Genomic DNA, 23,586 nt, shown 5'->3' on the forward strand with positions numbered 1-23,586 from the left:
GTCTAATATTTTTTCCATAGAATTATATTCTGAATGTTAAAGTCTTAGTTTTTAATATTAAATTAACTAACCGCTTAAATTTCATTAGGGGTTTGGGGCCTCCACTGCGCTACGCTTGTGGCGCTATGTCCGCTAGCTCGCTATTCGCTCGGCCCTGCAGCCCTGCGGGCTTTGGTCTGCGGCTGTGCCGCACTAGCTCCCAGCGCTAGGCCTTAAAAAGGCGGCGAAGCCGCCTGCGAGCGAAGCGAGCCATGGCCCAGCGCTGCGCAGCCGTGGCCGTCAGGCCAGACCGAGTTTTTTGAGCAGAGCGAAAAAAACGAAGGGCCGAGCAGACTTGCGAGCGGCGCAGCATAGCGGCGGCCGCCCGCCCTAATTGGGGCGGCCGCGGGCCCCAAAAAAAAGGAAAAAAGAACCAATTGTCCACCCTGAAAAAAGGCCATTTTCTATGGCTTGCCTTAAATTGAGACATGTCAAAATTTGTTAACCGAACAAAGCGTTTTAGATGAAAATTAAAAAGATAAAGCCAGAGGAGTTTCAGGCTGGCTTGGCTTGGCCAAAGTACAAAAAGTTCTACCTGTCTTGGGGGGAAGAGCTGGCTGTGGACCACAACAGTCCAGAAACAGCTACGGGATATTTTTTGAAAGTAGACTATAAGTACTCGGATAACCCCAAGGAGACGCCCATTTTGGTGGTCGGTTTTTTGGCTCCCGCTTGGAAAAAAATCGCCAAGGAAGAGCTAAAAAAGAACAAAAAGATGGTCAGTGTGGGCAAGGCCTATATAGAAGGTGTAGCGGAAGGCGATGCGACTATTTGTTTGATCGTGAGCAAAGGAACCTCTAAGGCGCCCATTTTGAAGCAGCTCAAAAAGGCCCTTAAAAATAAATATAACTTCAAGTTCGTCAATGCCGATGGCAGTGAACTGGGAGCAGAGGAAAATGCTGTTGTTGCTCAAGCGCCTGAAGTTCAGGAGGAAGAAAATGCGGTGGAGCAAAAGGCGATCAATGCCAAAGTGAAGCAAGCTTTTGAGCAATTGCAAGCTGGGGTGATGGACAGTAAGCCAGAGCTTAAGCAAAAAGTAGTGGCCAACCTCAAGCAGTTTGTAGAAAACTTTAGAAAGAAGTTTGCCGATCTGCCCGAGGAGTACACCACCGCCTCTAAATTTTATGATGAGGTTTATGATTTTGTTTCTAACCTTCATGTAGAAAAAGCGCCTGTAGAGCTCTTTTCTGCTGGGGCATTCAAGAGTATTGGAGGAAGTCCGGGTTGGGGTTGGAGCGATCAGTACAAAAACATCTGTAAGGCCTTAGAAGAATATGAAAAGGTGAAGAATGACCCCATTGCGGGGCCAGCCTTGCTCAAGCGCCTAATAGCAAATATGGACGCCTGGGAGCAGCGTTATCCTGCTGCTGGCCGAAATAGCACCGAGCGTAAGCAAGCCAATGCCATTGCCCAGCTTCGTCAGCAAATCAATGCAGGCAATGGCCAGCTAGGCGATAGCGATATGGAGAAAGCTGCCGCTCAGGGCACTAAAATGTTTGAAGAGCGGGCGGGTTCTGCTGCTTCATCGGAGCGGGCGGCAGAAATGCTAAACAGCAGCGTAGATGAGCGGGCCAGAAAATTGGCAGAATTGCTCAAAGGCGGCAAAGCTTCTTCTTCTGATACACTTTTCTCTGCGGTTACACTTTGGTTGGTGGACAGTGATGACTTTGCCTTGGACCAAGAATATCGTAAGGCCGTAGTAGAAATTTTTGGTCATAACAGCTTGGGCATTTTGCCTGATCTACAAAAAGTATTTGGGGCCGAAAGCTTGCAGTTTCTCTACCTAAAGCAGCATTATCAGGATAGCGTTTCCAACTTTGTTCGTCCGGCCATGGCACTTGGCCTCTTGGGCAAGGGCTGGTTTGCCAAAGAAGTAGGCGATGCTTTTGCCTATATGAATTCAGCGCTTTCTTCTGCAGAAATTGATACGATTCTAGATATCAATAAGGCAAAATCAGATCGTTTTGCCCTGGCCATTAACCAGAAGATTGGAGGCAAGGATAAATATCGGGCTCAAATGCAGGCGCTCTCTTTGCTCAAGCGAGAGGATGATGTTAGCCAAGAGTTGCAGACCATCAATAATACCACGGGAAAAAGCTATACCTCTAAGAGCGATTACTACCTTATGGCGAGCTTCAACCGCCTAGGTAATGATTTTGAGGGCCTCAAAAAAGTGATCAATGAGTGGTTAGAAAACTCTACTCCTGAAGAACGGGCGGCTGTTTTGAATAGCAACAGTGAGTTTTCTAAAAAACTAAAAGACTCTGCTGATGGCGTATTTACAGGTCTAAAAGACAGCGAAGCTGCTTATTTGCGTTCTTTGATCGAGTTTCATTCAGAGCCTGTTCAGGGCCAAGAGTCTACTCGCGTTATTGATCAAATGAAGCAGCTGGCCAAACAGCAGGCGCAGAAAGGAAGCTACAGCAAGTGGAAACAGAATGAGGAAATGGGCCAAAAGATGCAAGATTTGCTCTTTGGAGAGAATGTAGAGTCTCCCCAGGAAACCCTCATCATGAAGTTCTGTACTGCCGCAGAATTGGCAGAGTTTACTAATCCCAACACAGATCCAAATCGGAAAACGGCCATTTTAAATAAGGCCAAGAAACATCTGATTCCCATCCTTAAAGAGGCCGCTATCCATGATGACTATATGGTCAAAATTCTGGATATGGTAGATAGTGATGGGGCTAGAGGCGACAATTACCGCCAATTAGAAAAGCTCACTGATAGTAACTTTTTTGTAGCCGAAAAGGCCATGAAGGTAATTAAGGACCTAGATCCAGATTCTAAGGAAATTGTAGCGATCAAGCAGGACATCGGCATGCTCCAACGCCTAAAACAAAATGCCTTAAATGGTACCTTTAAGGGCGATACCGAAAAAGCGGAGTGGAAAGTGGCCATGGCCAAACTCGGTCTACCTCCTGCTCCCTCTCTAATTGAAGAGGCTAGAAAAGCGGGGGACCAAGAGCTTGTTGAATTGCTCGAATGGCAAACAAAAATTGCTGATCCGGAGATTGAAGCGACGGCTACAGATAGCGCCACTGCCGAAATGATCAGCAAGCCCAAGCGGCACAAAATGATGAGCAAGGCCGAAATTAAGGCTGCTCAAGCTGAGGAAGAAAAGCGCAAGGAAACGCCAATGTATTGGGCTGCCCGTATGGCAGAAGAGCATAAAAGCGATACCTCTAAGGCCATGTTGGCCAATATTGCCTATGAGGCCAGAAACTCAGGGATTGATATGCAGGAGGTCTTGGCAGAATTGGGTAAATTAGGCTACACGATTAGCAAAGAGGTCGATGCCCTAACCTACCAAATTTTCCATGGAGAGAAGCCTTCTGTTATCGATATGCTTAAGCATAGCCGAGATGATACCTTCTTGCAACGCCGTGTTCCCCTAGAAGATATTGAAGCCCTTACCGAGGGAGTAGATGCGACGGTCTTGCTCAAGGATTGGTTCGATATTCCCAAGCTCAAGGGGCAGATTGCCAGCAAAAAAGAATTGGTAGAGAAGATTAGAGCCCTCCAAGACAAAGCTGCACAAACAGCGGAAGATGTGGAGGAAATGGAGGCCCTAGAAAAGCAATTGCAGCAGGTTTCTGCTCAAATTCGAGCCTTCGACATCAAAAAGGATATTCAACTACAACTCGATCAAACTGCTTCTGGCGATAAAATTGCCGATTTTAAAAAGGGCTTGAGAGAACAGATTGCCGCCGCCCTAGAAGATCCTGCTCAGCTAGACGATATTCGAGGGGTTTTGGGTGAGGCTGGACTTAGCGATGCTGAAATTCAGATGCTAGGGGCAGATATTAAGGCCATTTCTACTGTAGAGTACCAACGTCAACTACAAGAAGGTATCCAATGGAGCTCACTCAGCTCTAGATCGCAGCAAAAAGAGCATGAGGGCGCCAACTTCCTCAAAGAAGGCTGGAAAGGAAGAGAAAAACTCGATGCGCTAGCTACTGCAGATCCCGAAGTACTGGCAGAAGAGCAGGCTAAATACACTGGAAACCTAGCCGATGCTAGCGAAAAACTAGAAGCCGCTCAAGAACGCTTCCTAGAAACTAAAGAGAAGTATGACGGTCGCCTCCGTATGGTGGTTTCTATTGTTGCTGGATCTATTTTGATGGCTGTTTCTAGTATGGCTGGAATTCCCGCCGCTCCAGTTCTTATGCAGATGCTTTGGGCCATGACTTCTACAGCTATTACTACGGTGATCAATGAGGCCGTAGAAATGGCCATAAAAGGGAACAACTATGGAGGAGCTAGCGAGTTTGTCGCCCAGTTCCTTGCCAACCAAACGGCCAATATGATGACTTTCTGGGCCGGTGCTGCCTTAGATGCTATTGACCTAAAGGGCCTATTGACCAATCTTGAAAAAGGCATCACTGGAGGAGATAAAGATACCCTATTCTTGAACCCCCTCAAGGAAATTCTACTAGGAGCTCCTACTGATATGGCTGATCTGATTGCCGATTCTATTACAAATAGTATCTTCCATGAGAAAACAAATCCAGTAACCTCTACAACTGCTGAATTGCAGGCTTGGGGAAAGGATTTCTTTCTTTCTATGCCAGCCACTTATCTTAAGGGCGTATTGGCAGAAGGCGCTGGTCAACTCAAAGATGGAGCACTAGACCTTATCTTTGGAGAGGATGCTTCTAGTAACTTTAATTTTGATGACGCCTGGGGCGAAGATGAGGACGAAGGAACAGAAACCTATTTGGTGGCTGCCGAAAATCCTAGCGAGTTCTTTAGCGCTATGGCGGCTAATATGAAAAATCCTCAGGTTTACATCAATATCGTTAATGCTGTTCTCGAAGGAGAGGCCGATGAAAATCTGGATATCTCATTAGGGACCCAAATTGATGAGTTTGTTTCTAAGAAGATGGAAAAACTCAACAACTTAGATCTTCCCGAAGATGTTGAACTTCCTGATCCTGAAGAGGTGAAAACCGAAATGCTGGCCTCGCTCAAAGAAGCACAAGCCAACTTTAAGGAGAATATGGCTAAGGAATTGGCTAAGAAATCAGCCGATGAACTAAGCGCTATGGGCTTGGCGCCTGGCCAAGATTTGTCTAGCCTTTCTCTGGGCCAGCTCTTGAGCATGAGCAATAAGTTGCCCCAGCCTTATGAGTCAGCCGATGCTGTTCGCGCCGCTATGGCCACCTATATTAACATAGAAACCTCAATCTGGGCGGGCTTTAGTTCTTGGATGGAAAAGGATAACAAAACCTACTCTATCGAAGAGTATGTCGACCTTTATCAGGCGGCTAAGCTTTGCCTAAGCGATGGAAACTTTTTGTCCGATGTAGTGACTGGAAAAATTTGGGGCCAATATACCCTAGATTATGGCGACGGAGAGACCGAGCCCATAAAATTAGGAGATACCTACCATTTGTCCGATATTTCTGACTACTACGAAAACTGGCAACAGCTTCCCGAAAATGCAAAAGCCTAATTATTCAACCCCACAATCAATTATAAATGGAATCTGTAATTAGAATGAGAGGAGCGCTCATGAGCCTCCCTTTCATGACCGACGATAAGGAGGGCCTCCTCCGCCAATGGCTGGGCCAAATGCGCCCCTTCATGGAAGAGCAAACTAGGCTGCTCAATAGCACCGCTTTCAATCAATCTGATGTCTGCTGGGGGGTAGAATCTAGCGACCATAAGTTGCTGGCCAACCGCTATGCCGAATTTGTGAAAATGGCCGGACTAAATGCCAATGAGCTCAAGGTCTTTAAAAAAGGACTGCAAATTGCCGCAGGCGAAGGTAAGCTGCAGCTCTTCCTAGAGCTAGGCGAAAGCCTGCAAAATACCGGCTGGGCCCTTTCTGGAATGTATCCCCTGGGCCAAACCCTAAAGCTGGTCCCCGCCTCTACGCATCGCGATCAAATTGAAGCTTGGTACGCCCAGCATGAAGCCGATGCAGCCGTGCTTTTTGGCCGCTCTCTAGCGGCCGATACCTACAGCTTTTTTGCCACTGAGCTCTTTGGGGCCAATGCCCGCGAAAATGCTCAATTGCATATTAGCCAAGCCAAAGCCCTAAATGTTAACCCTTTACCCGATGCTTTGTTGGGCGTTCTGATAGAAGATGAACCCGCCTATATGGAGAGCTTCTTCAAGTTCGGAAAGACTGGTTTACTCGAAATGGGCTTGCGCATTCCCAAGCCTAGCGAGCAAATGATGACTAAACTCGCTCTGGTCCTCGGCAACTCTGGCCTAGACGGTATGGCCGCCTATGAAGGTAGCCTCGGCAATGGCTTCGAGAAACGCTTTTTGCAAATTAGCCGCCGTAGTTCAGGCATTATCGCACACAACCAATATGCCCTGATTTAAGACAATTTGTTGTACCGAACTCATCACTCCTGAGCTCGAATAGTTAGATCGACCCTAGTAGTTTTCTGCTAGGGTTTTTTGTTTTTGGGGCCTCCGCTGCGGCCTGCGGCCTTGCGGCGCTACGCTTCAGGGCTCGCAGGTCTGCTCGGCCCTGCGCGGGCTGCGCCCGCTTGGTCTGGCCTTCGGCCACCCCTGCACATCGCTAGGCCGCTCAACAGTTGTGCGGCTCTTGGCTTTCCGCTTCGGCACTAAATGTAGCTCTTTCTACGGTCTAGGGGCAGAGGCTTAGGTGATTTGTTAGACTTTTGTTAAAGTGCAGACTAACTGAACTTAATAGAAAACCTCCATGAGCTAACTTCTCACTAGCTCGAGCTAGGTTTTTGTTGGGACTGTTCAGGATTTTGTGTATCAGAATAAAATTTGGCCAATAGTCGCCTAGGGACAAGCCCCTAGGCTAATCCAATGGAGTCAGCCCTGAAGGGCCTCAACTGCTTATATAATTAGCCTTGCTCATCTGTTTTTGCAAAGAAGGGCCATATCCAATGGCTGGTTTTGCTTTTTGGGGTTTATTAGTCCCTCAACTTTTTCTTGGGGGGCTTTGAAAAAAGGAGAGAGCTAAAGAAAGTATCTTTTAGTGACTGGCTGGTTTTGGGCCGAGGCTTAATGGAAAGCTACAAGTAGAAAAAGCGAACAAGGACTTTAGTCCGTCAGTTCGCTCAGTTAATAACCCTGGGCTTCAGCCCAGGGCGGTAAGGATAGCCGCTTATTAGTCCCTCAACTTTTTCTTGGAAGTTTTGAAAGGGAGGGAAGAGAGAAGAAGCCTCTTCATAACTAGTTGGTTTTGGGTCCATGGGCTGAAGCCCAGGACCGCTTAAAGATTATATTGGCTCGCCTTTTCTGCCCTGGGCTGAAGCCCATGCTTGTGAGACTATGCAAACTGGCGGGCTAAAGCTGTAGGTTAAAACCTACAGCCAATTAACGAATGCATTTTAATATAAAATGGAGGGTTAAAACCCTCCATAAATAAACAGCTTTCCTTGTATTAGAAGACATTATGGGCCGATGGTTTTAACCTTCGGCCCATTTTTATTGCGTTTAGCTTGGCCTCCTTTGTTGCTGTAGGTTTTAACCTACAGGTCCATATATCCATCCTACAGGCCCGAAGGGCCGCAGGCCTAGGGGCCTGCAAGGGGGCCGCGCAGCGGCAGACCCAGCCAGCTTGCTGGCGCAGGGCCGAGCAGACCTGCGAGCCCTGCAAGGGCCCGGCCGCCAAAGGCGGCAGGCCCCAAAAAAAAGCGCCCCAAAAAGGGACGCTTAACTAATTAACGAACTATGGATTAGAGTTCTCCTCTTTCGTATTGGTAAAGAATTTTTTCAAATTCTTTCATACTAAAAGAAGCATCTTTGTACTCGATACCTTCACGCTCTGCTTTGTCTTCTACAAACTTGCGGCAGTGGCGGAATAGGCTAGCGCCCACCGTATGTATCTCGCCAATATTGGCCAGGCTGTTCATGATGTAATTTTGGTTGATGAGTCCCCAGTAGTTTTTGCCAGAACCCATTAGCAGCATGGCCACATATTCATCATTTATATTGGATTTGATTTTATACTGGTCTTTTTTCTTAAACTCATCCAAGAAAAGATGAGCCTCCTTAGTTTGTCGGAAATAGAAAAAATGGCCCACTGTTTTTAACTTATAGCAGTCATCCTGATAAATATAAGTAGAACCATAAGTACCAATAGTCGTTCTTTTGAGGCAGTAGACATCGCCATTTCGCTTAATGAAACTGGGGCCTTGGGATTTCCAAAGGCTATTGATTTTATCCCCATTTTCTAGCTCTACGCTGATGTTGTATTGAAAGTAGTTCTCGTAAATATTGACAAATTTTGCCTTTTTGACTTGGCTAATTTTTTGCCCTTCATTATTTAGAAAGGCGGTCAAATCTGGATAATATATATCTTGGGCCTGCAATTGTAGCCCTAGGAAAAGCAGCAAAAAGCTGCAAATTAGTGATTTCATATAAATAGCTTATTTATCTTCCGCTTTGATGCGTTTGAGGTCTTTACGAATTTGTTTCTTGATAGATCGGGACAATTGACCAATCTTCCCATTATATGGTTTTGTATTTGTACCCAAGGTCTCATAGGTCGAGTTCTGGGTATTGAAGATGGTAGAGAAGTAAATTTGGTTACCTCTAGATCTCATGTTGTTGACGAAGTGAGCTGGAAGTTGGAAAAACAAACCAGTTGAGGCAGCAATCACAAAGAAGGCTCCCGTGTTCTGTAGTCCATCGTCTTCAGCATTAGTAAGAGCAATACCACCAAAGAGGAGGCCTGCATAAACACCATAGGTAATTGCTCTGCGGCGGAGTCGTTTTTTCCCATCGATGCCTTCTTGCATATAGCCTCCAGTAACTACATAATGGCTGCCGTATTTCTCGCAAATTTCATCTACCTCTCTTTGGTTAAAGATGGGATGATTGCGGTCATTAACATTCATCCGAAGACGAATCCAATCTTTGAGAATAGCTACATCAGCATAACGCTCAGCCGTGAGTGTCTCTACCTCTCGAGTATCTAGAGTTTGTACAGAAAGGCCTAGTTTGTCGGCATTTTTATGTACTTCTGCATAGTATTTATCGAGTAGTTTCTGATTGTTCTTGAAATCAATTGAGTGATTATCAGCAAGGTAAAAACGCTTGCGCTTCAAGCTCAACATATAAGGATTGACATAAAGAATAGAGTCAATGCCCAAGTTGCGGTCTACCTCTTCTTTGGCAGCTTTGCGGCGTTCTGACTCTGCATCATAGAGCGAGTCTCGTTCTTCCTGCGCTTCATGATAATCTTCCGTACGGCTATAATAGTCCTCAAAGTCCTCATCTTGCATTAGGTCCGAAAGAATATAACGGGCAAGATTATAGCCTTTGTCTAAATTACTGTAGCCATATTCTTTGCGGTAGCTATCAAAGAGAACCTCAATATTTGCATCCTGAAGCACCTCGATAAGGCTATCTTTGGTCACTTTAGGTACAGAGTAGTCTTGTGCTGCAGGGGCCTTGGCCAAATAGGCCTTGATTTCGGCTTCTTGCATGGCTTTGGGCAATTGCTCAAAGTTGGGAATATGCTGTTGCAAGACATAGATAGCATCGCGGTAATAATCAAAGATATAGCGATCTTCTGGATAATCTTTATGCAGTTTCCAAGCCTTATAAAGGGCCAAAGCAGAGAGCTCTACGGCCCGAAGGTTGCTGCTCAAGAAATAAAGTTGCTGCTGTCCGCCCTCAATGTTTTTGTAGGTCTCTCGCTGACGGCGATAGTCACTAGACTGAAAGCTTCTAGACTCATACATAGAAAAACGAGAAATAGCATGTAGGGCCTGTACTTCCACTTCTCTCAAGTAGCGGCTGTTGGGCTCTTCTTTGCGTAGCAATTGGACCACATAAAGGGCATCCTCAAAACGGAAATTATGTAGGTAGTAGCTGGCGAGCTCATAACGAGCTGTTTTACGCATGCGCTCAAAATCTGCCTGAGGCTCAATAAACAATTTATCGCCAGCAGTTTTGCCCGCAATCGCTTCCTTGACAATCTCCCAACGGCGAAGCGTACTAGGGTGAGTGCTTTTTAAGGTATCTGTGTTTTCTGCATCATCTACCCAGGCCGAAATATGTTTTAGGCTGTCTTTAGCCAAAAATAAAGAAGGATCTAGCTGGCAGCTTCCTTCATTATAATAACTAACATCAAAACGACTGGTATCATAAAGCAAATAGGCATAGTTGAGCATCCGAAAAGAAGACTCTAATGCATCTACGCTATAAGGCGTTTTGAGGAAAATCTCTAAACCTCCCTTATCCGCTTCAAATTCTAGTTCTCTAGAGTAAGAGTTAGACTCGAGCAGGGCGCTGTTAAAGTCGGTTTTCTTAAAAAGACTGCGCTGACGATTCTCCTTGAGAATGGCAATGTCTTTTTCATACTGACTCAAACCATGCTGTTTTTGTACATGCATGAGCTCATGAGAAAGTACAAAAGCCAGTTGGGCCTCATTCTCCAATTGGGCCAAAAGTCCCATATTGATGCAGACCAAACCCGTTGCCGTAGCAAAAGCATTGACCGCAGAAGAGCGAATAATAAAAAAATCAACCTTGCCTTTGAGTTCAGGAGTTTGCTCCAACAAACGATTACCCACCCGATTGACATAATCATTGAGGGGCGTGCCAAATAGTACTTTACCAGAACGAAGCAAATCGTCAATGGTGTAAATGGCCTTTTGCTGGTACTTTTCTTGGGTTTTTCGGTCTCTGTTGCTTAGGCCCTCATCCAATTGGGCCAATCCTAGCTCGTACTTTTGTGCCGAGCTTAAGGAAAATCGTTCGGGAACTTCACCGCTGGATCTAAGACAGCGGTAATCGTCAAAGTTTTGGGCCCAACTATTTTGTCCAAGAAAAAGAAACAAAATAAACGCCCAGAATTGCGTGTTTTGCATGGTTTTAGTTCTAGAAAAAGGTTAAATAAGAAAATACGTTCTACTAGATGCAAAATTAGGGGTTTTGGTTCCTTCCTTCAAATATTCATTTTTAGAAAATGATAACTTTTTGTTTAGCCTAGCTCTACCTTAGGGTGCTATTTTTTTGAACCAGTTTGTTTTTGAGAAATTAAGTTTTGTTTATGGCGCTTTGCTCTTGCTAAGTTTTGGTTTTTTGAGTCACTCTATTTTCTTTGTTTCATTTTGACTGTCGTTTTGTGACAGCTATTACTGCGCGAAAAAAAATATTGTTTTTCTATTTCTTTTTTTTGCTCCATTTTTTGGGGCCCGCGGCCGCCCTTTATAATGGGGCGGCCGCCGCTATGCTGCGGGGCTCACAGGTCTGTTCGGCCCTTCGCTTTTCGCTGCGCTCAAAGCTCGGTCTGGCCTTCGGCCACCCGCTCCGCAGCGCTGGGCCGGGGCTCGCTTCGCTCGCAGGCGGCTTCGCCGCCTTGAGTAAGGACCAAGAATAATTTTAACTTTTTTTTAGGCTCAGGGAATTTTTTTGCCAAAGGGGAGCTTTAACAAGCCGTCAAACAAAAAATAATATCGTGGCAAAGAAAGAAAAATTAAAATCAAAGGAAATTGCGGCTCTAGGATATAAAGATGCCGTATTGAGAAGCATGGCCATGCTGGCCGTTGGGAAACATTATAAGTATACGCCCAAAGAAGAAAAAATGGCGCTTTTGGCCAATCTATGGAAAGATGCCGAGGCTTATCGACAAGATGCGGTTCTTGGTCCCTTGGCCCTAAAAGTACTGGACTATCAAGCGGAGGTCCCCCAATATGACTTTGTAGATAAAGACTTCCCCATTTTTGGGGTAGAACAAATTGCTCAAAATGCTTTGGACCAAATGAAAAACGCTATGCGTTTGCCCATTACCAAAGGGGGCGCCCTTATGCCTGATGCCCATCATGGCTATGGTTTGCCTATCGGCGGGGTCTTGGCTACCGAAAATGCCATTATTCCCTATGCCGTAGGTGTAGACATCGGTTGCCGAATGTGTATGAGCGTTTTTGAAGCCCCTAGCGATTTTCTGGAAAAAGAAAGAGCCCAGTTGCTAAAAAGCTTGAATCTGCATAGCCGCTTCGGTCGAGCTACTTTTGAAGATAACAAAAGAGGGGATGATTTCTTTGATCGCCCCGAATTTGGACAGTTGTCTATTCTGAGAAGATTAAAAGATAAGGCTTATGCCCAAATTGGCTCTTCTGGTGGCGGAAACCACTTTGTAGAATGGGGCTATTTAGATTTGGAAACCGAGCGCTTTGGTTTGCCCAAAGGCCGTTACTTAACCCTCCTAACGCATAGCGGATCTAGAGGTTTTGGGGCTTTTTTAGCTAATCATTATAGCCGCCTAGCGCAGAAAAAACGCCAATTGCCTAAAGAATATGCGCATCTGTCTTGGTTCAATATGGAGGAGGCTGAAGGGCAAGAATATTGGATGGCCATGAATATGGCTGGCGATTATGCCTCGGCCTGTCATCATCATATCCATCGCCGAATGGCAGAAGGCTTAGGGCTACAACCTTATGTCCGAGTGGAAAACCACCATAATTTCGCCTGGAAAGAGGTCCATAACGGCAAGGAGCTAATTGTTCACCGCAAAGGAGCAACTCCCGCTGCCGCTGGCGAGCTAGGCGTAATCCCTGGCTCTATGACGGCTCCCGCCTTTTTGGTAGAAGGTAAGGGCTTGGCCGCAGCTTTGGGCTCTGCCTCGCATGGCGCTGGCCGAAAAATGTCTCGCCGAAGAGCAACCGAAACCTTTTCTAAGGCAGAAATGAAGGCTATCCTGAAAAATGCAGGAGTAGAACTTATTGGTGGCGGATTGGATGAATCTCCAGATGCTTATAAAGATATTGAGTCAGTCATCGCCGCACAAACCGATTTAGTAAATGTTTTAGGCCGATTTTATCCTAAATTGGTCCGTATGGAGTAAAGTGAAAGGCGATTGGCCTTAATTTCAGTTTGGTTCCATTAAGGAGCTTATTACCTAATTATAAAATAGATGAAATGGAAGTAATTAAAGGCTATGTTGATCGATTAGATTTGTGCTTTTTTGAAGAAAAAGAAGAAGGAATGATTGACGCTTTTTATAAAGAAGCAGTTTTAATCAAAAAAGCTATCTGCAATACAGTTAAAGGGGTTGGGGTAATATATAAAAAACGAATAGAGATAAAAGATTCTATTATTTCAGAGTTGACTTTTTTTGAGGCTACTTTTTATGGAGGGCTTACGATCAGCAATTCAGTCATTGGATCCTTTAGGTTAATGGATAGCCGTTATCGCCAAGAGCCAATTATTATTCGTAATTGTATTTTTACAGGAGATATTGACTTTAAAGGGGGGGTATTTGAGAAAGATATTGTCATAGAAGGCTGTATTTTCTTAAAAGGGCACAACTTTATACAGGATATCGAGTACCCTAAGGGGGTAAGAAGACCAGAATATTTTAAAGTTAAGTTGTAGGGAGCTCTCTCTAGTAGGTATTGATTGCCAAATTGTTACTTGCTAAGGGGCTTACTATATATAATTATAAAACAAATAAAATGAAGGTAACTAAAGGATATGCTGATTATATAACTTTTCTTTTTGATGATGAACAAGGATCTCCTATAATTAGTAATCTTCTCAAAGAAGAAGTTTTAATAGAAAAATGTATTTGTCGTGTCGTTGATACTATTACTGGGTACTATGAAAAACGAATAGAAATAAAAGATTCTGTCATTTTAAGACTAGATATGTACGCTGCTTATATATATGGGGGGCTGACTATCACTAATTCTGTTATTGGGTATTTCAGATTGATGGATGGTGGCTACAACCGTGAGCCAATAATTATTCGCAACTGCGTTTTTTTAGGAGAGGTTGATTTTGACGAAAGTGTACTTAAGAATGATATTATCATAGAAGACTGTATTTTCCTAAAAGGGCATGACTTTGTGGAAGATATACGCTATGCGGTAATGAAAGAGGAATACTTTAAGGTTAAGATTTAGGGTAGTTGCTTATTCTCTTTGGTCATCGCCGCACAAACCGATTTGGTAAATGTTTTAGGCCGATTTTATCCTAAATTGGTCCGTATGGAGTAAAGTGAAAGGCTACTGAGAAGCAGTAGCCTTTTTTATTGTGAGCGTCTAATTGTGTTAATTTTTAATAGGTAATAATTTAAGACTATGGATAAAGTGTATTGTAGAAGCGCTAAAGATCATATAGGCTACGATGATCTACGGTTTTCAGATATAGAATTACTTATACTGAGAGAAAATAGCCAGACGGTAATCTTTTTTGATGGGGGGACTTTCTCTCGTAAGGATAGAAAAGAATTTGACCTGTCTCTGTTTAGAGAGGTAGATATATCTTTTGATGAACAAAGAAAAGAGGCCAAACTTGTTGATGTACGATACCACTATGATGAGTTAGATCATTATATGTTGTTTGATAACTCTACTATAGTTCAAATTACAAGTCACCCTATAGGCTATGGCGAGACTATCCTACAAACAACCATAAAATATGATGCTGATAGCCAAAAACGCAGCTCTTATAACTCAGCTAAAAGCTCTTATTTAGAGTCTGATATTTGTGAAGATCTGAATCTTGAAGACTGGTAAAACGGCAAACTAGTCCCTCAACTTTTTCTGTTCATAGCAGCTAACCAAAACGATTAGGCACACAAAAAAAATATGAAAGAATTATTAGAGAACCCAGTATTAGCGCCCTTTGCTGCTGATTTTAGCTTAGTGGAGGAGGCTAGAGGAAAGGGAATAATTGAATATTTCCACTTAGCTCAAATTAAAAATTATCAGGCTACCTCTTATCTAGGAAATATCGCTTGGGATACTTTTGAGACAGCTCACAGCCTTGAATGGGATCTATTAGATCTAGAAGATATCGAGGCTCGTTTGAAAAAATCGTCTTTGTCTGAACATGAGGAGGTATTTTTACAATTAAGTTATGGGGAGCCTATCTTGAAAATATCCACAAGTTCATTTATAGCACATTGGTATGAGATATTATATCAGTCCGTAGAAGGGTTTCCACTGGCTACAGCAGATGGAAAACTGTTTTTAGAGTGGTTAAATAATCCTAAGTCGATATACGCTAACTTTTTAATCTAGAGCCAGCTTATCTAGCTGTTTTCCAACCAAAATAAATATGAACTCATTAGATGTATTAGAAGACTGGGCTCTGTTGTATTCTACTAAGAAAGAGCAAGTTAAAGACTTGATTCACATTTATAATATTGATAACCCAGGCTGGGTTATTGAAATTGATTTAAAAGAAACTATTTTAGATGGGATAAGTATAGAATGGGAAATAATAGAAGGATCTAAAGATGGTTGGCATACAGGAGACTGGCATGGAATTGCTGTAGTAGATGCTGCTTTTGATGGATCTGGAGGTCCCAGAAAACTAAGATTCTTATTGCATTATTTTAAAGCTTTAGTAGAACAAAAAAAGAAAGAGTTAGGCTGGAATAGTCCTGAGGACGGTGAAAAATGGCAAGAAGAGGATAACACTGACATATTAGCTTGGATAGAAGACTGGTACAGCTTTCATTGTGACGGGGATTGGGAACATCAATACGGCTTTACCATAAAGACAATCGAAAGTGGTGGTTGGTCTGTGCAGATAGAACTAAGAGAAACTCTTTTAGAGGATACCGAGATAGCCTGGCAATTAGTGAAAAAATCAGAAAATGATTGGTATGGGCTGGCTATAAAAGATAGTGTATTTACGGCTTCTGGAGATCTCCAAAAATTAAGTTTTTTATTGCATTCTTTTAAGGCACTAGTAGAAGCTGCTGATGAAGATTTTGAGGAATAGGGGCCTCCGCTGCGGCTTCGCCTTGCGGCGCTACGCTTCAGGACTCGCTGCTCGCTCGGCCCTGCGCAAAAAACAAGTTTTTGCTTGGTCTGCGGCTTTGCCGCCCCCTTTCGCATCGCTAGGCCAGTCGCTTCGCTCCTTCTAGGCGCGGGAAATTAGTGCATTATTATGCAACTTTTTTCTACCTTAAACTTATTGTACCGATTTTGGGGTAAAGGGACTTCCAAGAGTAAAAAAGGATGGAGTGATGAGGCGAAAGATTTTATGGCGGGACTTCGAGGGAAAATAAGAGAAACTGAAAAATAAGTTTAATATGGAATTTCTAAATATTGATAAAGCTAGGTATAGTGATTTTAAAGAAGATATTATTCTTTTTGAAAATCTAAAGGGGAATGAGATGAAAATTTCTAATTTTCTATTAGAAATGGTTTGTAGTTTTGAACTTGTATTCACAAATTGGCTTAGATTTAAAGATCTTTTTGCCAAACAGTACACAGAAAAGTACTCTTCTAAGTTATTTAACTTAAGTGATTATTTTGATGATCCTATGGAATGTATTTTACCTTCTTCAGTGGATGAAGCAAAATCCCTTTTTGTTAATGTATTAAACGGATGGAAAATCCCAAAAGAAATTGAAATATGGTTGGTCGCCCTTACATATTTAAAGTATAAATCTTTAAAGTTTTACGATAATTTTTGGTTTACTTTAAATGACTTTTCTTTGAGCCAAAGTGTAGAAGAATACTTATGTGAAAAATATGATTTTTTTGAATGGTTCATTACTGATTATAAGTCAGCACGCCTGCCATCTGCAAGAGGTTTATTATGTTTAGATGACACTCCGTACATCGATTATGGTTTAATAGACGATCCTTTAGATAATTTCCTATTTTTCCCTAAAGATTATTCTAAGTTTATCTATGCCAATGAATTAGGCATTGATGTAGGTTTTAAGGGGTATGACTTATATGTTTATAGATCTTTTTTGAATATGTTAAATGCTCATAAAGAGGGATTTATTCATCTCGTGTGTCATCCTGCATGGGATTTAGATTAAGTTGGAAGAGAGCTGTTCATCCGTAGTTGGTCGCCGAAGCCGCCTGCAATTCATCGCCTAGGGGCTTGTCCCTAGGCAGCAAAAGGTAAAGCACAAAATTTTAAATGCTCTCCTTTTGTAGTCTCTGGTTTTCTTTATTAGTCCCACAACTTTTTCTCGGCATTTTTGAAAAAAGGGAGGAAAAGAAAGTGTCTTTTAGCGGCTGGACGGTTTTGGGCCATGGGCTGAAGCCCTTCTTTGCTGATGGAGTCTAGTGCAACAGAAAATCCCCTCATTCGAGGGGATGGCGATTTTTTCAATAGCCTAGGGCCTTGGCCCTAGGAATGGCCGAAGGCCAAACGGCCTAGGGGCCTGAAAGGGTGCCGCGCAGCGGCAGACCAAGGGCGAAGCCCGCAGGGCCGAGCAGGCCTGCGAGCCCTGACAACCAGCCCCTAAGGGGCGCCAGTTCGATGACCAACGGGAATAAAGGGCCCGGCCGCCGAAGGCGGCAGGCCCCAAAAAATAAAAAGACAAAAAAAGGTGCAAAGAAAAAACCTTTCCTTTGCACCTAAGCTATTGGACCTAAGTAATTTATTGCTCGATAGCTTTGAGGCCAGGCAATTCATTTCCTTGCAAATACTCTAGGGTAGCGCCACCGCCAGTAGACAGATGGCTAACCGCATGGGCCTTACCCAATTTTTTGAGTGCGGCAACAGAATCTCCGCCACCGACCAAAGAAAATGCACCCTTTTGAGTTGCTTCAACCACCGCTTGGCCGAGCTTTTCGGTCCCTTCGGCAAAGGCGGCAAACTCAAAAACGCCCATAGGGCCATTCCATAAGATGGAGGCCGCCTGTTGAATTTTGGCGATAAAGGCGGCTTGGGCCTTTGGTCCAATATCTAGGCCCATCCAGCCGGTGGGAATATTTTTATTATCGGCCAATTTTTTTTCTGCCGTAGCCGAAAACTCATTAGCGATATAAGAATCTTCGGGGAGAACTACTTGAATACCTTTTTGGGCCGCTTTTTCTAAAAAGTTTTTGGCCAAATCTAGCTTGTCATCTTCCACTAAAGAAGCGCCAACTTCTGCGCCCTGTGCTTTGAGTAGGGTATAGGCCATACCGCCACCAATGAGCAGAACATCTACCTTTTCCACTAATTTTTCGAGCAGCAAAATTTTATCAGATACCTTGGCGCCGCCAACGATGGCCAAATAAGGGCGTTGGGGTTCATGCAATAACTTATTGGCCTGTTCTACCTCTTTTTGCATCAGCAGGCCGATGGCTTTGGCTTGGGGCAAAAAGAAATCGGCCACAACAGCGGTAGAGGCATGAGCGCGGTGGGCCGTACCAAAGGCATCATTGATATAAACATCGGCTAGGGCGGCCAATTCTGCGGCAAAGGCTTTGTCGCCTTTTTTTTCTTCTTTATAGAAGCGAGTATTTTCTAGCAGTAGAATTTGGCCATTTTTCAAATTGGCGGCAGCGGCTTGCACCTCTGGGCCAATACAATCTTGCTGAAAAAACACGGCTTGGTCCAAAAGTTCAGATAGGCGTTGGGCGATAGGAGCCAGAGAAAAACGTTGTCGATCGATATCGCCATTGGGCAGGCGTTTTTTATCTGGTCGGCCCAAATGCGAGCAGAGAATCAGGCGGCCCCCTTCTTTTATCAAATACTTGATGGTGGGTAAGGCGGCTAAAATTCTAGAGTCGTCGCTAATATTTTGCTCGCCATCTAGGGGACAATTAAGGTCTAGGCGAACTAAAATGCGTTTATTGGATAAAGAAAGATCGCTAAGCTTCAAAGCAAAAAGATTTTGGTCAAAAAAAAGGCGGCCCTTAAGGCCGCCACAATATTAAGATTTTTTGGCTAAAAAGAGAGCCGTTTCGGCCAATCGGTTGGCATAGCCCGATTCATTATCGTACCAAGCCACTAGGCGAACTAGGGGACCTTGTTGGCTAGTTAGTGGGGCATCAAAGATGCAAGAGTGGGGGTTGCCTACAATATCAGAAGAGACCAGAGGGGCTTCGCTATAGGCCAGAATGCCTTTAAAATCGCCTTGGGCAGCGGCTTTATAGACGGCATTGATTTCCTCGATGCTAGCGCTATTTTTGGGCAAAATGGTCAGGTCAATCAGTGAGCCAGTGGGGACGGGCACCCGCATAGCGGCGGCAGAAATTTTTCCTTTTAGTTCGGGCAAAACCAATTGGACCGCATTGGCGGCGCCGGTGCTGGTGGGCACAATATTGAGGGCAGCGGCACGGGCACGGCGGAGATCGGAATGTGGGGCATCCTGTAGATTTTGGTCGGCCGTATAGGCGTGAACGGTTTCCATGATGGCATGTTCAATCCCCCAGCTATCATTAAAGATTTTGAGGATAGGAGCCAGGCAGTTGGTGGTACAAGAGGCATTAGAGTAAATCAGTTGGTTGCTAATGACTTCATTTTGGTTGATCCCTTGTACGATAGTGGGAATGCCTTCACTTTTGGCGGGAGCAGAGAGCAGGACCTTTTTGGCCCCAGCTTGCACATGCTGTAGGGCTTTTTCTCGGGTTCTGAAGATACCCGTACACTCTAGTACCATATCAATTTCTAGGGATTTCCAAGGGAGGGCCTTGGGGTCGCGTTCGGCTAGAATTTGAATTTTTTGTCCATCGATGAGGAGCTGATCCTCTTCCAACTGAAGGCTTCCTTGATACGTTCCTTGGCTAGAATCATATTGGAAGAGATGAGCTAGGCTGGCGGCTGGGGCCAGGTCATTGATAGCTACAATTTGAATTTCAGGCATTTGTAGTAGGCGGCGGCAGGCTAGTCGGCCAATGCGGCCAAAGCCATTGATGGCTAAGCGTATTTTGTTCATATTGATTTATATTTCTTTGTTAGCAAATTTCTGTTTCCTTGCTTCGAAGCAAGAAAGATAAGTTAGAAAAAAAGTTTAGCTAGAAAAAGTTTTTTTGTGGAATAATTTACTGGTCCAGTTGGAAAGGCGGCGTAGCCGCCGCTGGGGAGCGCAGCGACCGGCTGAGGGATGGATAGCAGTGGCCGTAGGCCAGACCCAGTTTTTGAGCCTAGCGAAAAAACGCAGGGCCGAGCGAGCAGCGAGCTGCGGCACAGCCCGACCCGCCCGCAGGGCGGGGCAGCCCCAAAAAAAACGGATAAAATGGGACTAAATTTATAGACAGTAGTATTTAAAGAACTTCTTTATTAGCTTTGCGGACTTAGAGCGAATGCGTTCAATAAAATTAGAAGAAACATCCATGATGGAAGAAAACAACTTGGCAGCGGCCAAAAAGCAGGAGTTAGCGTTTAGCCTTTTGGAGGTTATTGGGAGTATTTGGCGTTGGAAAAAAGGCCTAATTATTTTTGTCATTGCGGCCATGGTCTTAACGGCTGTGGTTAGTTTGATGATCCCGAATTATTATAAGGCGCAGGTGACGATTATGCCGGCCAATGAGGAGAAAGACCTGTTTGGTTCTCAGACGAAGAACAATGGTTTGTATGGGGATGAGGATGCGGTGGACCGCTCGATTATTTTTGCCAATTCTTCGCCTTTGGTGGCTTTTATGGTGGATAGTTTTAAGTTGGCGGAGCGTTATGATATTGATGCGAGCACGCCTAAGGGGGAGTATAAGGTGGCCAAGCGTTTTCGGAAATTGTATCAGGTGAAAAAGAATGAATTTTCGGGGATTGAGATCAGCTTGGAGGATCAGGATGCGGCCAAGGCGGCGGAGATGCTTCGGGCAGTTTTGGCCAAATTGGAGGCGATACACAAGCAGGCGACGGGGCCAAGCAAGCGGCAGTTGTTGGGGACCTATGAGCAGGCCTTGAAAGATAAGCGGGAAGAGCTGCGTCGGATTTCGGATAGCTTGTATGTCTTGCGTGCGCGATATAAGATTTATGATGTGAAGCGGCAGGGAGAACTTTTGGCCTCTGCCTTAGTGAAAACGCAGGCTAAATTGGCGGAGGGCGAGGCGAAACTGCAGGCCTTTAAGTCGGTAGGGCGCAAAGACTCGGTGGCGGTTATTTCGGCGCAGATTGCGGGTTATCGCGAGCAGCTCAAGCAATTGAATGAGGAATCGGATACGATCCAATCGGCCATTAACCTAAAGGCCTATAATGAGGGGCGGGAGCGAATTTTGGCCTATGAAAACGAAGTAGAAAACCTAACCGATGACATTGGGGAGATTCGTTCGGAGTTTGCCAAATTTAAGGCGCAGGCGGCTAGTCAGGCCAGTTCTATTATTGTTTTGGAAGAAGTGGAGATTCCTAAAATCAAGTCTTATCCTCGTCGCTCTTTATTTGTATTGGGGGCGGGCGTTTTGGCCCTAATTATTGGGGTGATGGCTGTTTTGGTCCTAGAACTCAACCGAAAAATTGACTGGAAAGAAGTGCTCGATGCCTAAATTTAGCTTAGATTTTACGATTCATCCGCGTTTGCAGCCCATTAAGCAACAGCTTTTTTGGGCCTTGGCGGCTTTGAGTCTGCTCGCTATATTGGCCAGTTTACTCTTGGAGGAGCTGGTCTTTTTAGCCCTGCCTTTTGGGGTCTTGTTGGCCTATCAGGCCTTGGTGGATTATCGGGTCATTTACTATTTGTTGTTTACCACTTTGCCGCTTTCTACAGAGGTGTTTTTTAGTGATAGCTTGGCTACCGATTTGCCTACCGAGCCGCTGATTGTGGGGGTGCTCTTGCTCTATATTTTATTGGTTTTGACCAAGCCCAAAACGATTTCGGGCGCTTTTTGGCTGCATCCGCTCAGCCTCTTGCTCCTTTTGCATTTTGCCTGGACGGCCTTTAGCTGTTTGCTCTCCGATAGCTTTACGATTTCGCTAAAGTTTACCCTCGCCAAGCTGTGGTATATTGGCTGTTTTTATTTTATGACCGGGCATTTGATTCGCAAAGAAAAGCAGCTGCATCATTTGTGGTGGTGGGTAATTATTCCCTTGGCTTTTGCTAGCTTTAAGGTGGTGGCGCATCATGCCTTGCTCGATTTTGGCTTTAAGGAGATTAACCGAGCAACTAGCCCGTTTTTTCGAAATCACGTCAATTATGCGGCGGTGCTGACCTTCTTTTTGCCCATTCTCTACTTTTTTGGCCGCAACCTGAAAAAATGGTCTTGGGGGCAGCTCTTTATTGGGGCCTCTTTTTGCCTTTTCTTTTTTGGTATGCTAACGGCCTACACTCGGGCGGCCTATGTTTCTTTGGTCCTTTCTGTTGTGGCCTATTTTATTATCCAGTTCAAATTGATGCGTTGGGCACTTTTAGGGGCGATTTTGGCCGTAGTTTTGGCTTTTGGCTACCTCATTAAGGACAATAATTTTATGGAGCTAGCTCCCTCAGAACGGACCATCTCGCATAAAGAATTTGGCGATATTGTAGCCGCTACTTACAAACTAGAAGATGTATCGACCTCGGAGCGCTATTACCGTTGGATAGCCGGTGCACGAATGTCCACAGAGGCCCCTTGGGTCGGTTTTGGCCCAGGTACTTTCTATACCTACTACAAGCAATATAGCCTCAATCGCTTTCAGACCTATGTGTCGGATAATCCCGAACGCTCAGGGATTCACAACTACTTTTTGATGTTGTTGGTGGAGCAGGGCTATTTGGGCATGTTGTTCTTCATCTTTTTCTTATTTTATGGTCTTATTTTAGGCGAAAAAGTCTATCATCAAAGTCAAGATGTTCGACAAAAGCGAGCCACTATGGGCCTGATGATGATGCTCGTGATTATCTCGGCCTTTTTGCTGATGAACGACCTTATTGAAACGGATAAAGTGGGTAGCTTTTTCTTTTTTGCCATGGCCATTTTGGTCAATTTTGATCTCCGCAATCGCGCTTTGCTAAATTCCCCAAAAGATGTCTCTCAATAGTTTTTTGCGCTCTTTTAAGCTGACCTATCAGCTGAGTAATCTCCTCAACCGCTCTAAGTTGGACTACCTGCGCCCCTTATACAAAAAGTACGGCATCAAAAAGCCGCCGCATGCCCCTATTTCCTATGCCGATTTTAAGGATTTACCGCAGGATGACCTCCCTTTTTGGGACCGGCATTCTTTGGCCCAAGCTGCCGATAAAAATGCCGATTTTCAGGCTTTTTCGCCCCTGATTCAGGATAGTATTCGCTCTTGGTCCGAGAAGGGCTACGCCATTATTCCAGGCTATTTTGCCCAAGAGGCCGAGGCCGTCAATCAGGAAATTGAGCAGTTATTGGCCCAGAAAAAAATTGCCTTTCGCTATGGCAACAAGCTGATGTTTGTCTGGAAAAAATCGCCTTTGATGGCGAGTTTGGGCCAAAAACCAGAGCTCATCCGCCTGCTTTCTTTTTTGTTGGGCCGGCCCGTAGAGCTTTTCCAATCGATCAACTTTTTGCAGGGCAGCGAGCAGCGGGCGCATTCCGATTTGATCCACATGACCACCCATCCGTTACATCATTTGATTGCCGTTTGGGTAGCTCTAGAAGATATTAAAATTCCACAAGGGGCCCTATTTTATTACCCAGGCAGCCATAAACTCCCCTTTGTCTCTAAGCTCGATTTTGAGCATGGGGGCAGCGCTTTTCGCCTCGGCAAAAATGCCTACAAAGCCTATGAGGATAAAATTGAGGCCCAAATCAGAGCAAAACAACTGAAAAAAGAATATTTTGAGGCCAAAAAGGGGGACATCCTAATCTGGCATGCCAATTTATTGCATGGGGGCAGCCCCATCGCCTCGGCCGAGCTCAGTCGCAAAAGCATGGTCTTTCATTATTATGCAAAAGACGTCATTCGCTATCATGAAATTAGTGAGCGACCCAGTTTAATGCAGTAATTTTGGGGCCTCCCGCC

Annotated in this window: 16 protein-coding genes; 12 read left to right on the top strand and 4 right to left on the bottom strand. The window is 44.6% G+C overall.

What is annotated here, in order from left to right; all coding sequences use genetic code 11:
* The first annotated feature begins 502 nt into the window (after positions 1 to 502).
* Together SGRA_RS18100 and SGRA_RS18105 are read left to right on the top strand one after the other, a co-directional pair.
* Positions 503 to 5,497, top strand: coding sequence for a hypothetical protein (locus SGRA_RS18100; protein WP_015694267.1), 4,995 nt, complete (start codon positions 503 to 505; stop codon positions 5,495 to 5,497).
* 26 nt (positions 5,498 to 5,523) lie between these two features.
* Positions 5,524 to 6,378: a hypothetical protein gene (locus SGRA_RS18105; RefSeq protein WP_041329771.1), complete on the top strand. Its 855-nt coding sequence runs from the start codon at positions 5,524 to 5,526 to the stop codon at positions 6,376 to 6,378.
* A 1,337-nt stretch (positions 6,379 to 7,715) separates the two neighbouring features.
* Here the strand turns inward: SGRA_RS18105 and SGRA_RS18115 are convergent.
* The gene (locus SGRA_RS18115) at positions 7,716 to 8,399 is read right to left on the bottom strand and encodes a hypothetical protein (RefSeq protein ID WP_015694270.1); all 684 of its coding nucleotides are present in this window, start codon (positions 8,397 to 8,399) and stop codon (positions 7,716 to 7,718) included.
* Positions 8,400 to 8,408: 9 nt separating this feature from the next.
* The gene (locus SGRA_RS18120; protein ID WP_015694271.1) at positions 8,409 to 10,859 is read right to left on the bottom strand and encodes a M48 family metallopeptidase; all 2,451 of its coding nucleotides are present in this window, start codon (positions 10,857 to 10,859) and stop codon (positions 8,409 to 8,411) included.
* 590 nt (positions 10,860 to 11,449) lie between these two features.
* Here SGRA_RS18120 and SGRA_RS18130 point away from each other — a divergent pair.
* The 7 genes from SGRA_RS18130 (at position 11,450) to SGRA_RS18160 (ending at position 16,783) form a co-directional block, all read left to right on the top strand.
* The gene (locus SGRA_RS18130; RefSeq protein ID WP_015694273.1) at positions 11,450 to 12,835 is read left to right on the top strand and encodes an RtcB family protein; all 1,386 of its coding nucleotides are present in this window, start codon (positions 11,450 to 11,452) and stop codon (positions 12,833 to 12,835) included.
* Positions 12,836 to 12,909: 74 nt separating this feature from the next.
* A complete protein-coding gene (locus tag SGRA_RS18135) occupies positions 12,910 to 13,365 on the top strand; it encodes a hypothetical protein (protein ID WP_015694274.1) in 456 nt (151 codons plus the stop codon).
* A gap of 80 nt (positions 13,366 to 13,445) precedes the next feature.
* Positions 13,446 to 13,895 carry a hypothetical protein gene (locus SGRA_RS18140; RefSeq protein ID WP_015694275.1) on the top strand — a complete coding sequence of 150 codons (450 nt, stop codon included), beginning with the start codon at positions 13,446 to 13,448 and terminating at the stop codon, positions 13,893 to 13,895.
* 177 nt (positions 13,896 to 14,072) lie between these two features.
* The gene (locus SGRA_RS18145; protein ID WP_015694276.1) at positions 14,073 to 14,510 is read left to right on the top strand and encodes a hypothetical protein; all 438 of its coding nucleotides are present in this window, start codon (positions 14,073 to 14,075) and stop codon (positions 14,508 to 14,510) included.
* A gap of 72 nt (positions 14,511 to 14,582) precedes the next feature.
* On the top strand, positions 14,583 to 15,017 hold the full coding sequence (locus SGRA_RS18150) for a hypothetical protein (protein WP_015694277.1): 435 nt from the start codon (positions 14,583 to 14,585) through the stop codon (positions 15,015 to 15,017).
* 37 nt (positions 15,018 to 15,054) lie between these two features.
* Positions 15,055 to 15,726 carry an immunity 53 family protein gene (locus SGRA_RS18155; RefSeq protein ID WP_015694278.1) on the top strand — a complete coding sequence of 224 codons (672 nt, stop codon included), beginning with the start codon at positions 15,055 to 15,057 and terminating at the stop codon, positions 15,724 to 15,726.
* Positions 15,727 to 16,039: 313 nt separating this feature from the next.
* Positions 16,040 to 16,783, top strand: a complete 744-nt coding sequence (locus SGRA_RS18160) for a hypothetical protein (RefSeq protein WP_015694279.1) — start codon at positions 16,040 to 16,042, stop codon at positions 16,781 to 16,783.
* Between the two features lie 570 nt (positions 16,784 to 17,353).
* Here the strand turns inward: SGRA_RS18160 and SGRA_RS18165 are convergent.
* Complete coding sequence (locus SGRA_RS18165; RefSeq protein ID WP_015694281.1) at positions 17,354 to 18,565, bottom strand: phosphoglycerate kinase; 1,212 nt, start codon at positions 18,563 to 18,565, stop codon at positions 17,354 to 17,356.
* Between the two features lie 51 nt (positions 18,566 to 18,616).
* Entirely contained in the window at positions 18,617 to 19,621 is a 1,005-nt protein-coding gene (gap, locus tag SGRA_RS18170; protein WP_015694282.1) for a type I glyceraldehyde-3-phosphate dehydrogenase, read from the bottom strand.
* Between the two features lie 367 nt (positions 19,622 to 19,988).
* Between gap and SGRA_RS18175 the strand changes: the two genes are divergently transcribed.
* The 3 genes from SGRA_RS18175 to SGRA_RS18185 are packed head-to-tail and all read left to right on the top strand — an operon-like array spanning position 19,989 to position 23,569.
* A complete protein-coding gene (locus SGRA_RS18175) occupies positions 19,989 to 21,164 on the top strand; it encodes a Wzz/FepE/Etk N-terminal domain-containing protein (protein WP_245538589.1) in 1,176 nt (391 codons plus the stop codon).
* A complete protein-coding gene (locus SGRA_RS18180) occupies positions 21,157 to 22,635 on the top strand; it encodes an O-antigen ligase family protein (protein ID WP_015694285.1) in 1,479 nt (492 codons plus the stop codon). Before SGRA_RS18175 ends, SGRA_RS18180 begins: the two co-directional genes overlap by 8 nt.
* The gene (locus SGRA_RS18185; RefSeq protein WP_015694286.1) at positions 22,622 to 23,569 is read left to right on the top strand and encodes a phytanoyl-CoA dioxygenase family protein; all 948 of its coding nucleotides are present in this window, start codon (positions 22,622 to 22,624) and stop codon (positions 23,567 to 23,569) included. The genes SGRA_RS18180 and SGRA_RS18185 overlap by 14 nt, the downstream gene beginning before the upstream one ends.
* Positions 23,570 to 23,586: the final 17 nt, after the last annotated feature.

This window comes from Saprospira grandis str. Lewin, from assembly GCF_000250635.1.
Classification (GTDB): domain Bacteria; phylum Bacteroidota; class Bacteroidia; order Chitinophagales; family Saprospiraceae; genus Saprospira; species Saprospira grandis.